At 43.2% G+C, this 13,706-nt stretch carries 12 protein-coding genes; 5 read left to right on the top strand and 7 right to left on the bottom strand.

The genetic code is table 11. From position 1 onward, the window contains the following. The first annotated feature begins 148 nt into the window (after window positions 1-148). From CEG13_RS01655 to CEG13_RS01645, 3 genes are all read left to right on the top strand, one after another. Window positions 149-1,396: a carbohydrate ABC transporter permease gene (locus CEG13_RS01655; protein WP_100010547.1), complete on the top strand. Its 1,248-nt coding sequence runs from the start codon at window positions 149-151 to the stop codon at window positions 1,394-1,396. Continuing rightward, complete coding sequence (locus CEG13_RS01650; RefSeq protein ID WP_100010022.1) at window positions 1,396-2,235, top strand: sugar ABC transporter permease; 840 nt, start codon at window positions 1,396-1,398, stop codon at window positions 2,233-2,235. Before CEG13_RS01655 ends, CEG13_RS01650 begins: the two co-directional genes overlap by 1 nt. 699 nt (window positions 2,236-2,934) lie before the next feature. Continuing rightward, a complete protein-coding gene (locus CEG13_RS01645) occupies window positions 2,935-3,954 on the top strand; it encodes a LacI family DNA-binding transcriptional regulator (RefSeq protein WP_100010021.1) in 1,020 nt (339 codons plus the stop codon). Between the two features lie 116 nt (window positions 3,955-4,070). Here CEG13_RS01645 and CEG13_RS01640 read toward each other — a convergent pair whose 3' ends face one another. Then, window positions 4,071-4,268, bottom strand: coding sequence for a DUF4177 domain-containing protein (locus CEG13_RS01640; RefSeq protein WP_100010020.1), 198 nt, complete (start codon window positions 4,266-4,268; stop codon window positions 4,071-4,073). A gap of 218 nt (window positions 4,269-4,486) precedes the next feature. Between CEG13_RS01640 and CEG13_RS01635 the strand changes: the two genes are divergently transcribed. Together CEG13_RS01635 and CEG13_RS01630 are read left to right on the top strand one after the other, a co-directional pair. Next, on the top strand, window positions 4,487-5,647 hold the full coding sequence (locus CEG13_RS01635) for an AI-2E family transporter (RefSeq protein WP_100010019.1): 1,161 nt from the start codon (window positions 4,487-4,489) through the stop codon (window positions 5,645-5,647). 114 nt (window positions 5,648-5,761) lie between these two features. Next, window positions 5,762-6,748 carry an acrylyl-CoA reductase family protein gene (locus CEG13_RS01630; protein WP_100010018.1) on the top strand — a complete coding sequence of 329 codons (987 nt, stop codon included), beginning with the start codon at window positions 5,762-5,764 and terminating at the stop codon, window positions 6,746-6,748. Between the two features lie 180 nt (window positions 6,749-6,928). Here CEG13_RS01630 and rbsK read toward each other — a convergent pair whose 3' ends face one another. The 6 genes from rbsK to CEG13_RS01600 form a co-directional block, all read right to left on the bottom strand. Further along, window positions 6,929-7,852 carry a ribokinase gene (gene rbsK / locus CEG13_RS01625; RefSeq protein ID WP_100010017.1) on the bottom strand — a complete coding sequence of 308 codons (924 nt, stop codon included), beginning with the start codon at window positions 7,850-7,852 and terminating at the stop codon, window positions 6,929-6,931. Beyond that, window positions 7,849-8,454, bottom strand: coding sequence for a KpsF/GutQ family sugar-phosphate isomerase (locus CEG13_RS01620; RefSeq protein ID WP_239984534.1), 606 nt, complete (start codon window positions 8,452-8,454; stop codon window positions 7,849-7,851). Before CEG13_RS01620 ends, rbsK begins: the two co-directional genes overlap by 4 nt. Before the next feature lie 53 nt (window positions 8,455-8,507). Further along, a complete protein-coding gene (locus tag CEG13_RS01615; RefSeq protein WP_100010015.1) occupies window positions 8,508-9,584 on the bottom strand; it encodes a glycoside hydrolase family 172 protein in 1,077 nt (358 codons plus the stop codon). An 82-nt stretch (window positions 9,585-9,666) separates the two neighbouring features. Next, a complete protein-coding gene (gene bglX / locus CEG13_RS01610; protein ID WP_100010014.1) occupies window positions 9,667-11,829 on the bottom strand; it encodes a beta-glucosidase BglX in 2,163 nt (720 codons plus the stop codon). Window positions 11,830-11,928: 99 nt separating this feature from the next. Further along, window positions 11,929-12,750, bottom strand: coding sequence for a carbohydrate ABC transporter permease (locus CEG13_RS01605; RefSeq protein WP_100010013.1), 822 nt, complete (start codon window positions 12,748-12,750; stop codon window positions 11,929-11,931). Between the two features lie 10 nt (window positions 12,751-12,760). Continuing rightward, the gene (locus CEG13_RS01600) at window positions 12,761-13,648 is read right to left on the bottom strand and encodes a carbohydrate ABC transporter permease (protein WP_100010012.1); all 888 of its coding nucleotides are present in this window, start codon (window positions 13,646-13,648) and stop codon (window positions 12,761-12,763) included. Window positions 13,649-13,706: the final 58 nt, after the last annotated feature.

The following is a 13,706-nucleotide window of genomic DNA, read 5'->3' as shown; positions in this document are numbered from 1 at the left end:
ATTTTGATTAAGAAGTAAAAAGCCTCGAGGGGGGAACATTTTGTCTGTTTCTGCTAGCCAAAAAAGCTCAGAGAATATCTCTGAGAATAGGAAGAACAAAAATAAGAATAAACAACCAAAAGACAGGCGGCCTAATCCGCGGACAGCGATGATTCTATCGATTCTGTTTGCAGGTTTGGGTCAGTTGTATAACCGCCGATTTCTGAAAGGATCTATTTTCGCCATTATCGAAGCAGCATTTCTCGTTACACTGCTGCAATTCCTTAACTTTGGCATCTGGGGGTTGCGAACGCTCGGTACCATCCCCGGCACGGATCATTCCATTCGGCTTTTAGTGCTCGGTGTATTGTCGCTAATCATTCTTGTGATAGCTGGTGCGCTTTACGTGTTCAATGTGCTCGATGCCAAAAAACAGGCAGAGAAGATCCGCAATGGCTGGAGACCAGCATCATTCAGGCAATCTCTCAGGGAATTCTATGATAATGCATTTCCCTACTTAATGACATTCCCGGGATTGCTCCTGATGATTTTTGTCGTCATCTTCCCGCTGTTATTTTCGGTTCTCTTGGCATTTACCAACTATAATCTCTTCAATTCACCGCCAAGAAACCTGGTGGATTGGGTAGGTTTTGAGAATTTCGTTAACCTTATCACTGTACCGATTTGGCAGGATACGTTCGTCAGTGTCTTTTCCTGGACGATTGTTTGGACGGTAGTTGCAACCACTCTGCAAATTGCCCTCGGATTATTTTTGGCACTCTTAGTAAATGATCCGCGGATTAAGTTTAAAAAGCTGATCCGCACCATTTTAATTCTTCCGTGGGCGGTCCCGGCATTTGTAACGATACTGGTTTTCTCTGCGATGTTTAATGATGATTTTGGCGCGATTAACCGGGATATTATCATTCCGCTTATCGGCGGAGAAGGTTTGCCATGGTTAAGTGATCCGCTGTACGCCCGGATTGCGGTCATCATGATACAGACCTGGCTTGGATTTCCATTTATTTTTGCCTTATTTACCGGTGTGCTGCAGAGTATTTCCAAGGACTGGTACGAGGCAGCGGATGTGGATGGCGGGTCTCGTTTGCAGAAATTCCGTCATATTACCTTTCCGCATGTTATGTTTGCAACAGCACCACTATTGATCATGCAGTATGCGCAGAACTTCAACAACTTTAATATTATCTATCTGTTTAACGAAGGCGGGCCTCCAGTAAGAGGGCAAAACGCCGGTGGCACGGACATCCTGATTTCCTGGGTCTATAAACTGACATTTGACACGAATAATTACAGTATGGCTGCGGTTATTTCGATAATTATGGGGCTTGTTGTATCGATATTTGCCTTTTATCAGTTCAGGAAAACCAGATCCTTTAAAGAAGAGGGTGAAATATAATGAACCGAAAAACAAAATCCAAACTGGAGGTCACAGCGATTTATGTCATACTGGCGATCGTGTCCGTTGTCATTTTTTATCCGCTGATATGGACATTCGGCATGTCGCTGAATCAGGGAACAAGCCTTTATTCATCCACCCTGATCCCGGAAAACCTTTCATTGGAACATTATCAATGGCTTTTCGGACCGGAAAGTGACTATTTACTATGGTATAAAAACTCGCTGATTGTTTCGATTGCAACGGCTGTCGGAAGTGTTGTTATCACATCCCTGGTTGCCTATGCCTTTTCCCGCTATCAGTTTGTCGGACGGAAAAATGGATTATATGTCTTCCTTCTCCTGCAAATGTTTCCAGTGATGATGGCGATGGTTGCGTTGTATATTTTCTTAAATATGATCGGGCTTTTGGATACATTGTCGGGTCTGATTTTAATTTACCTTGGCGGACAGATTCCGTTTAATGCCTGGCTTGTGAAAGGCTATTTTGATACGATTCCACGTGAACTGGACCAAGCAGCGAGAATTGACGGCGCAGGTCATTTGCGGGTATTTTGGAGTGTGATGCTGCCATTAGCAAAGCCAATTTTGGCAGTGGTTGCGTTATTCAATTTTATGATGCCGATGTTTGACTTCCTGCTTCCAAGCATCATTCTTTCCAGTCAGGAAAACTACACGTTGGCTGTTGGTCTGTACAATTTTATTAACGATCAATTCGCCAATAACTTTACCCGATTTGCTGCAGGATCTGTTCTGGTTGCCTTGCCGATTGCTGCTATTTACCTGTATCTGCAGCGTTACTTGATTTCAGGATTGACTGCAGGGGGTACGAAAGGTTAGTTCGTGATATAAGATGTTAAGATGCAGGCATATAGTAATTCACAGTTGATGGAAATTGTGACATAGGCTGCCGCTGCTGAAATACCCCTCGCTTTCCGCGGGAAGCTGCCGAGCCTCCTCGCGCTGTCTCCGCTTGAGGGGTCTCGCCTATGCTTTTCATCCCGCAGGAGTCTCGGGGGATTTCCTCCGCTAACGGTGCGCCTTTTTAAAAGCAACCAATTGCTATCCACTCTGTTGGTGGTTGATTGGGGCTGACGGCACTCGACTCCTGCGGGAAAGCACATGTCTAAACCTAAGCAGAAAACGGATAAAAGGAACCTCCTGTTAACCCGAGGCTGGAGCCGTGCTTACGAAAAGCCACTGCCTGCAGCAGAAATCAACTATCAAGAGGGTTAGTTGGTATAAACAACTGTAGAGTCAAAAACCACATCAGTCAGCGGAGGAAATATACGGAGACTCCTGCGGGAGAAATGGCCTCGGTGAGACCCCGCCGTGCGATAGCACAAGGGGGCTCACCAGCCACCCTAAGGTGCGCGTAGTATATTTCCGCAGCGACAATCATGAAACCCACTGATTTACGTCGCAGTTTATAGATTTTATGATGAAAACAATGATTTTTTTAGTGGGATGAATAACCACAGTCCCAAACTTTTGGAAAACAGCCTTAAGAAAAATAGATGTCATAGAGGACGGAAGACAATGGTCACAATTAAAGATGTAGCAAAAGTAACAGGGGTTTCCCCTTCCACGGTATCCCGCGTGATTGCGGACAGTCCAAGCATCAGTCCGGAAACGAAGAAAAGGGTTCGGAAGGCGATGAAAAAGCTCGGTTACTATCCAAATGTAAATGCACGGAATTTGGTCGTTCAATCGTCCAAGGCAATTGGTGTGGTCATGCCTTCATCTGCGGACAAGGCGTTGCAAAACCCGTTTTTCCCGGAAGTATTGCGGGGGATCGGGTCGGTCACCCATCAAATGGAATATTCGCTCACCTTGTCAACCGGGCAGACCGAGGATGAAATCTATTCCGAGGTGGAGCGCCTGGTTTACGGCAGTGTTGTCGATGGCATTATTCTGCTGTACTCGCGACTCAATGACCGGGTGACTAACTTTTTGCTGGAGAAGGATTTTCCCTTTGTGATTGTCGGTAAGCCGTATGAAAACGAAAATAAAATTACCTATGTGGATAATGACAATGTCACCGCAGCAAAAGAAATAACCACACATTTAATTGAAAAAGGACATCGAAAAATTGCCTTTATAGGGGGATCATCTGACCTTTTCGTCACGAAGAATCGGGGAGCAGGGTATGAAAAAGCATTGCAGCAGGCAGGCATCCCGACCTGTGACAAATACAAGATCCATGCGGAGTTCCTAAAATCTGGAGGACGGGAAGCGGTGAAAAATCTGCTTTCCCTGGAAACCGTACCAACCGGCATTATGGTGACGGATGACCTGATGGCTCTTGGGGTGATGAGCACCTTGGAGGAACATGGCGTACGAGTACCTCATGACGTCTCCCTGGTGAGTTTTAACAATTTATATTTATCGCAAATCACCCGGCCTGCGCTTACAACGGTGGATGTGCAGATCTATGAACTCGGGGTCCAGTCAGCGAAGGCTCTAATTGAAAAAACGGCAAATAAGGGGGAGCCGGCAAAGCGGATTATTATTCCGCATCAGATTATTTATCGTGATTCGGTTAATGGGGTTGGTTAATGCGGGTTCTGGCCAATCATCTAATCAAAAAATAATCCACCCATGAGCTGCCAGCTCGGTGGATTATTTTTCATTTCCGCTTCCTCTTCTCAGGAAAGCCTGCTATTTGATTACAGTTAAACCTTCTTCTCCCTCTCAAAAATAATCTCAAAATAAGATGACTGCCCTGTGTTTTTTAGGCTCGGCGCAAATATCTGCACGAACCTCCATCCATCCGCTGCATGCTGATGAATAATATCCTGGTATTCATCTAATGGAACTTCCAACCCCATTTGTGTCTTTAAATAGACTTTCTCAAATTTATATTCGTACAAAACATCTGCCTCCTCTTTTTACTATCATTACGTAGGAAGTCCCGAAAAAGTTTCGCCTTTCATTTCTATGTGGACGAATTGTTCTCGTTTTTCCCACACTATGTGATAAAATAAACAAATAACAACTTATCGAAAAAGAGAAACGAGGCTTGTCGTCAAGACTTCTCGGCGGCACCTTTCCTGTAGTAATATAGAGAAAAGAAGAGAGGAACGTGAACATGAACCGCTGGGATTCTTCACCATTTATGCGCTTTTTTGGAGGCAGAAATCTGCTTTATATATTAGGGCTTTTGCTGATCATCGGTATAAATATTTTGGTCTATACGAAAGTCTCCTTCATTTTCCATCCATTTGTCGTGTTGATTGAGACGATCGCGCTGCCTTCGATTCTGGCGATTATTGCCTATTATTTGCTGCGGCCGCTGGTGGGACTTTTGGAAAAAAAAGTCCGCATCAACCGTATCGTAGCTATTGCAATTGTGATGATTGCAGTGGCAGGAGTAATCACGCTATTGATTTTCCTGATTATCCCATTCCTGCAACGCCAGATTACAAGTCTGGCGGAGGAATTGCCCCAGCTCATTATGCAAGTGGCAGACACTGCTGACCAATGGCTCCGCAACTCCATGTTTGCCGGCTACTATAATGACCTGGCTTCCAACGTGGACAGAATGGTGCAGAATTTTGTTGATAATTTATCTTCCTATTTGGGACAGACACTGGAGGGTGTCACCGGATTTATTTCCCAGCTTACCAGTATTATCATCGCGATTGTGACCCTGCCCTTTATCCTGTTCTATTTGCTGAAAGACGGGAAACGACTGCCACGGAATGTCCTTGGACTGCTGCCTCCGAAAATGCGCCCGGATGTGCGGGAAGTCTTTCAGGGGATTGATCATCAGCTCGGGTCGTACATCGTGGGGCAGATCCTTGTCAGCTTCAGCATTGGTGTCATGATGTACATCGGTTTTGTCATCATCGGGCTGGATTATTCCCTGCTCTTGGCGGCGATTGCCAGTGTCACCAGCGTGGTGCCGTACCTCGGGCCAACCATCGCGATCACGCCGGCGTTGATCATTGCGATCGTAACCGGTCCGCTCATGCTGTTTAAGCTGATCATTGTGTGGACAATCGTGCAGCTCTTAGAAGGCAAATTGATTTCCCCGCAGATTATGGGAAAAAGGCTGCATGTTCACCCGGTCACGATTATCTTTATCTTGCTGACAGCAGGCCATCTTTTCGGCATTCTTGGCATTATCCTGGCTATCCCTGGCTATGCCGTGTTGAAAGTCATCGTCAGCCACGTGTTTCTGCTGTTCCAGCGGCGGTATAACCGGTATGCGGAGGACAATAATCAGTATAAAATTGAGGGAAAATAATATGCTAAAGCGACGGGCCTGGGTGGGCTCGTCTTTTTTTACAAGGTTTTCTTTTTCTGAAAAGAGGGAACGGTATTAGACTGGAGAATACTTACCTGAGAAAGGGATGAGAGAATGGAAGAATTTCGCGCACTCGTATTGGATAAACAAAATGAAGAGAGTCGCTTGGAGGTCAGAAATCTAACGACAGATGATTTACCGGAGGGTGGAGTGACGATTCAGGTTGCCTATTCCAGCATCAATTACAAAGATGCGATGGTTGGCGTGCAGAATCAGATGGTAAAATCCTACCCGCATGTTCCCGGCATTGATCTGGCGGGAACCGTGGTGGATTCTGCAGATGAGCGGTTTACCTCCGGAGAGGAGGTCATCGTCACCAGCTATGCGCTGGGCACCGGTCATTTCGGCGGGTTCAGTGAAAGGGCCCGTGTCCCGGCAGAATGGGTCGTGCCGCTGCCAGATGGTCTCTCCCTCAAAGAAGCCATGACCCTTGGCACAGCCGGACTGACAGCAGGATTATCGATTCAGCGGCTGGAGGATAACGGTTTGGAACCGGGGAACGGATCGGTCTTAGTCGCAGGTGCCACAGGCGGAGTCGGCAGCCTTGCCGTTGATATGCTGGCGAAAAAAGGCCATGACGTGACCGCAAGCACCGGATCGCTTGACGAAGCGGAATACTTAAGAAGGCTGGGCGCCAAAGAAGTTGTTGACCGGGATGACGTCACAGATACGGACAGCACGCCGACCCGCAAGAAAAAATGGGCGGCTGCAGTGGACCCTGTTGGCGGGGCGACTTTGCAATATATTTTGAGCACACTGAAAAATAACGGATCGGTCGCAACCAGCGGATTAGTCGGCGGTGTGGAGGTCTCCACCACTGTTCTGCCCTTTATCGGCAGAGGAATTAACTGGCTTGGCATTGACTCGGTGGAGTGCCTAATGGAACTGCGCGAGAAAGTGTGGAAGCGGCTCGGTGAAGACTTGAAGCCGACGTTTCTGAATGAGGATATTGTTCGGGAAGTTGATTTGGAAGAAGTTCCTCAGGTGTTGGAGGAGATTTTGGAAGGGAATGTGAGAGGGCGGACGTTGGTGAGATTGTAAATCGTGCGAACAGGGAAATCAGAGGCCTGGGCGGGTCTCTGTTTTTTTGTTAAGGCAGCAAGCAACGGTCGAGGTTACTTTATTTCCGGAAACATAGCATAGATTATCAAGTCAACAATCATTTAGAAAATATCCTTAGAAAAGAAGGCGTCTACGTGACACCTTCTTTTTCAACACAATCTATTGAAATTTTCCTGATTCAATAAAACGCTGTACTTCCTCATATCTGGGTAAGGAAGGAATTGCGCCTTCTTTGGTTACGGCAAGTGCTCCTACTGCATTAGCAAACAGTACTGATTCCTTTATCGATTTTCCTCTTACAATTTCAAATGCTAACGCACCATTGAATGCATCGCCAGCAGCTACGGTATTTAGCGCTTTAACTTGGTATCCGGATAGATGCTCTGTATTTTGTGAAGTGGATAAGAAAGTGCCTCTATCTCCTAATGTTAGGATAACATTCTCTACACCCCTAGCATGGAGGACATGAGCAGCTTTTTTGGCATCCTTAACACTAGCTACTTTTACTCCTGTTAATATTTCTGCTTCCGTTTCATTAGGTGTCAGATAGGTTATCTTTTGTAATAGTTCCTCACTTAACTTCTGAGCTGGGGCTGGGTTCAATATAATAGGCACACCAGATTGATAGGCTAGAGTGATTGCTTGTTCAATCATCTCAATATCCATTTCCAATTGAACGACAAGTAAATCAGCATTTCTTATTACATCAGCGCAATTTCCAAGATCACTTGTTTTATAGGTTAAATTGGCTCCTGGTACAACAACAATTCGATTGTTTCCATCTGTATCCAACGTAATAGACCCAACTCCTGTAGCTAGATCATTATCGATTGATACGTTTTGGTGATCAACATTTTCTTCTTCTAAAAGTGAAATGAATTCGTTACCAAACAGGTCGTTTCCTACCCTGCCAATCATGGTTACCTCCGCACCTAATCTAGCCATAGCAACTGCCTGATTAGCTCCTTTCCCCCCAGGTGACCGAAAAAAGCTATCTCCTATAATAGTTTCACCATTCTGTGGAACCCGAGAGGTACGGACGGTCAAATCCATCATAAAACTCCCAAGTACTACTATACTCATTGGTGTCCCCCATCATCATTTAATAACTGTTTTCCCAAACTTCCGCCTGGGTGATATAAATGAAAATCTTGTTTTGTAAACTCTTTTGAATGTGAGATAGAAGTAGCTAGTAAATCGCCGATGACCAAGACAATTGTAGAACTTACTGTTGGAGCAACTCCCAAATGATCTGCTTCCCGTTTATAACGGTATGCCAAGACTGCATCGCTGTTCTCAGCTAACGTAGAAACAGAACTGGAGGTGATTGCTACTTTTTTCACTCCTATTTTTTGGAGGGAAGGGAGAAGCGCCAACACTTCTCCGGTTTCACCACTATTTGATATTAATAATACGATATCTTCCTTTGTTATCATACCCAAATCACCGTGGACCCCCTCAGTGGAATGAACAAAAAAAGAAGGGGTTCCAGTGCTAGCGAGAGAGGCTGCTATTTTTTTCCCAACATGTCCTGACTTTCCTACACCTGTTACAATTACCTTCCCATTGCAATTGGTTAAAAGTTCCACCACTTTTTCAAAAGAACCTTCTATTTGTCCAGTTAAATCTTTGATAGCTTCCGCCTCAAGTTCTATCACATTTCGCATAAAGTTTAATGTGTTCAACTCTATCATCATCCTTCGACAAATATTATTTTTCAACTCACAATTGCTTGTCATTAAATTACGTCTAGTTCATCTTTTTTCGGAAACTCAGGAAATGATTGATGAGGCTCCGTCTGGTACCAATAGGAAACCGATGAAATATCATCCTGAAGAGGCAGGTAAGTCTTACCTTCCTCTCTCCAGCCTAAAGCTTGCACAGTAACTCTTAAGTCCTTTTGAAAACGAATTGGATCGATAATATGCCAGCGATACATTCCAAATCTTTGCTGGCTCTTATACAGTCCATCAGGTTTAATTATCTGAGGGAGTCCGAGAAACGGTGTAGAGTAAGCTCCATATTCTCCTTGAGGTTGTTCAAAATTCCATGCCCCCCCAAAATAGTCCTCGGTTCCTGTTCCGCAGATAGTGGGAAAATCCTTATCTCCATCTAAATAAAACTTAAATTCGCCTTCTCCCCACCAACCATTATTGTTCACTCCCCAAGCAAGATAGGTACCAACATAATGACCGCGTCCAGATACTCCGTCTAACAAGGTATGGTTCTCCATGTACTTTACAGGATTACTCCTCCTCCATTGAGCGTGTAAATAAGCACTATCACTCGGAATATCCATTAATGCATAATCAATTTGATAATATAAGGTAACTTCTTTATCACTAAGGTTCTCAATCGTAAAGGTAGCCTGTTTTCGAAACGGCATTTCCCAATAACAATTCATTCCACCTGCTGGATTAACTGCCACTGGTAACGAATTGACATTGCATCTTTCCCCCCAGCCGTTACAAAAGAAGTCACCAAATGGCACTTCGATGGAGGGCTCCGATTCATTATCCCAATATGCTCGAATCACTAAATGACGCCAGTGGTCTGGAAAACATGTCATCCAAATATGATTAATTACTCCCGAGCCGTCGATATCAGCTAACTTCACCGTACTATTTGGTTGTATAAATATGGAGGGAGAAACCTTCCAACCTTGTCCCAGATTTCTCGCCTGATGTTCGCCCGTTCCCTTTGTTGCCATACCGCCTTTTCCTTTTTCTCCAGTAACGTTTTCTGCGCTTATAGAACGTGACTCTGCATCAATAAGTCTAGTTAAATTGCCGAGGCCCAAAAAATTATTATTCATATTTAATCTCCTTTGTTCAAAAATAACCTGAGCGGCGCTGTTAGGGTTCCACAGCTATCAAATACATTTTTGAAATTAGTTATCAAATCAACTTAAACGTTAATTCTGCTACTTCTTCACTGTTAGGACCAACAAAAACAGTGAAGAACCCTGCGTCGCTTGTGAAATCTAAATCCTTATGGTAGTAACGGAGTTGTTCCTCACATAAGGTAAAGGTGACTATCTTTTCTTCACCTGGTTTTAACTTGATTTTCTGAAACGCTTTTAATTCTTTTATTGGTCTGACAACTTCCCCTACCAAATCACGCACATATAATTGTACTACTTCTTCTCCAGTGACCATTCCTGTATTCGTTACTTTTACAGAAACGGTAATTGGCTCATCTGTCCTCATGGTTTGTGAAGAGAGTTTTTCCTCACTGTACATAAAGGTCGTATAGCTAAGACCAAATCCGAACGGAAGAAGCGGTTTATTTGGAATATCTAAATACTGTGAAACATAACGGACTTGTGCATCAGGAGCGCCTTTTGGCCGCCCTGTACTAAAATGATTATAATAAACTGGAACCTGACCCACCGAGTATGGAAATGACATCGTTAATCGGCCTGATGGGTTAACATCTCCGTATAGTAAATCAGCTACGGCTTTCCCGCCTTCTGTTCCGGGGTACCATGCTTCCATTACTGCATCTGCTTCATCAATTACACCATGTAAGTCAAGAGGACGACCATTAAATAACACTGCAATCATCGGTTTGTTTAGTTTCTTCATTTTAGCTATTAAGTTCAATTGTATCTCCGGCAATCGAATATCCGCCCTGGATCCTGCTTCACCACTCATATCTGACCGTTCTCCCAGTGCTAAAACGATAACTTCTGCCTTTTTTGCGGCTGCCAGGGCTTCTTCCAATTGTTCCTCTGTTCCAGTTTCTATATCACTGCCTTGAGCAACAAAAAGAGCCGAGGAATTTACCTTTTTTCCAAACCCTTCGTCCATTCTGACCGCGTCCTCTTTTGATCCACCCCAAGACCATGGTCCCAAGATGTCCCCGTTATGTGCAAAGGGACCTATTAGTGCAACTTTTTGGCTTTTTTGCAGGGGAAGAACGCCATCATTTTTTACTAAAACACACGATTTTGTGGCTAATTCATACGCTGTTTTCCTATGGGCTTTACTTAACACAATTTCTTCTTCAAGTTTTTTATCTGCACCACGATAGGGATTTTCAAACAATCCTAATTTATCCTTTAACTTCAAAATCCTTAATACAGACTCATCGATTAATTCTTCGTTAACTGTTCCATTATGAACATAACTTTTTAAGTTTTTTACGTAACTGGCAGTCATCATTTCAATGTCGACACCAGCTTCGATTGCTTTAAAAGCTGCTTCCCCTTCGTTTGCAGCAACGCCATGGGGAACCATCTCTTTAACTGCGCCCCAGTCAGAGATAGTGACTCCGTCAAAGCCCCATTCTTCACGGAGCAAATCCCGCATCAATTCTTTATTACCGCTGGCAGGAATTCCATCTACTGTATTAAAGGCAGTCATAACCATTTCGCAACCTTCATCAAGAGCTGCTTTATATGCTGGTAAATAAGACTCTCGTAACTGTCGTTCTGACATATTAACAGTATTGTAGTCACGCCCGCCTTCAGGAGCTCCATATGCAGCAAAGTGCTTTACACACGCTGCTACACGGTTCTTATCGCTCTTTAGATCTGTCCCTTGAAAACCTCTTACGAATGCTCTTGCAAACACACTATTTAAAAAAGGGTCTTCGGAAGTGGTTTCCATTACCCGACCCCAGCGAGGATCCCGAACAAGGTCAACCATAGGGGCGAAGGTGACATGAATTCCAGAAACAGCTGATTCTAATGCAGCTATTTCAGCACTTTTTTCGGCAAGATCGCTATCCCATGAGCACCCAATAGCTAGTGGAACAGGAAAAATCGTTTTATAACCGTGAACAATATCTGCCATGATTAGTAAAGGAATTCCCAGCCGGTTATTTTTTAAATGGTTATCTTGAATAGCAATTACTTCTTTAGCCCCTGATGCTCCTAGGACGGAACCACTGTTGTGTATAATTTCGTTTGTTATCCCCATTTCCTCCATCGGGCCAGTAATTTTCCCTTCACTTGTTGTCCCTTCATAAAAGAACGCAGCTAACTGAATTAATTGATTTACTTTTTCATCTAATGTCATTTGTTTCAATAAAGAAGTCAGTTTCGTATCAGTCAATTCTTCTACCTCCAAGAGCGTTTGATTTAACCAGTACTAATTTAGGTAAATCAGTTCAGGTAACAGGTGTTGCATTTACGTATATATCGCATGTTTCATCTATTTAATTCCTGAAACGTTAAAGCCTTCAATGATATACTTCTGGAATATTACAAAAATAATTAGAATTGGAATAACCATAATGGACGAACCCGCCATTTGTAATGCATAACTAGTTGCGTTCTCATCTTTTAATAAGGATAGTCCTACCGATAAGGTGTAAAGCGATTGATCATTTGCAATAATTAATGGCCATATGAAGCTGTTCCAACCCGCGATAAATGTCAAAATTGCCTGCACAGCCACAATAGGTTTGGCCAATGGTAAAATTAACCGGAAAAAAATCCGCATTTCTCCAGCACCATCAAGTCTTGCTGCTTCAATCAAGTCATCCGGAATCGTGACCATGAACTGCCGGATTAGGAAGATATTAAACGCTGCAATAAGCCCTGGTAAAATTATTCCAGGCATGGTGTTTGTCAAACCCATTCCATTTATGATTAGGTAGGTAGGAATCATCGTCACTTGACCGGGAATCATCATGGTAACAAGTACAATAGAAAACCATACTTCTTTCCCGCGAAAATGGAATTTACCAAACCCGTAGCCCGCCATTGTATTCAGCAACAACCCGAACATGGAGAAGAAGACAATAATTAAGGTGTTGACCAGATACACACCAAAATCAAGCTCTGTAAATAATCTGATATAGTGGCTGAAAATTGGCTCCACCGGAAAAAAAGTAGGAGGAATTGAAATGACTTCAATTTCTCTTTTAAATGAACTTAAAATCATCCAAATGAACGGGATTGAAACAAGCAGACCTCCAATAACCAGTAAAAGCACGACTACTGTTCTTTCGAAGTTGTTTTTTAATTTCATAGCCTACACCTCATAAAGTTTGATCCTTATTTCTAAATTTGAACTGAATAAGTGTTGCGATAATAATGATCACAAATAGCACAAATGACGCTGCAGCACCATAACCAAACTCGTTATATTGAAAGCCTTCCTGATAGATAAACAAGGCAATCGAATTCGTTCCATTTAACGGCCCACCATCTGTCATGACGAACGGTTCTTCGAAAAATTGGAACCAGCCAATTAACGTGGTAACCACAACAAAGAACGTTGCAAAGCTCATAGAAGGGAGTGTGATTTTCGTAAACTTTTGCCATCTGTTTGCCCCATCAATATCGGCAGCTTCATAATATATAGTTGGAATAGACCGCAATGCTGCTAAGAAAATCAGCATGCTTATCCCGTTACTCTTCCATACGGCCATCAGAATAAGTGACAATTTCGCAATCATTGGATCCTCAAGCCAGGGAACACTTCCAACATTAATAACCGAAAGCAGATAATTAAACAACCCATAATTCTGGTTATACAAGAAACCCCAAATTACCGCAATCGCTACTATATTTGTAACAGACGGCATATAAAAGATTACGCGAAAAAAGGTAGAAAGCCAATTACTCACAAAGTTTAATAACAGAGCAATAATAAGGGAACTTCCTACTGCAAGTGGCACACCGATGATTACATAAAAAAGAGTATTGCCGATCGATTGTATAAAAACATCATCTTGAAAGAGTCTTACAAAATTATCAAATCCAATAAAGTCGATTGTAGAAAAATCTGCCAGCCCTGTCAGGTTAAGGTTTGTAAAGCTAATGACAAGTGCAAGGAGAATTGGCATAAAGGTAAATACAAACAACAATAATACTGCAGGACCGATAAAAATATAAGGGATTAGGTTCAATTTTTTCTTGTTCATTATGGTCCACCTCTTTACATCTTAAAAAATCAGGAGAGGTCAAATCACCACGTTGTGT

Origin of the sequence: Lentibacillus sediminis, assembly GCF_002763455.1 — a bacterium.
Taxonomy (GTDB): Bacteria; Bacillota; Bacilli; order Bacillales; family Amphibacillaceae; genus Lentibacillus_D; species Lentibacillus_D sediminis_A.
This window is presented reverse-complemented; position numbering and strand designations above follow the sequence as displayed.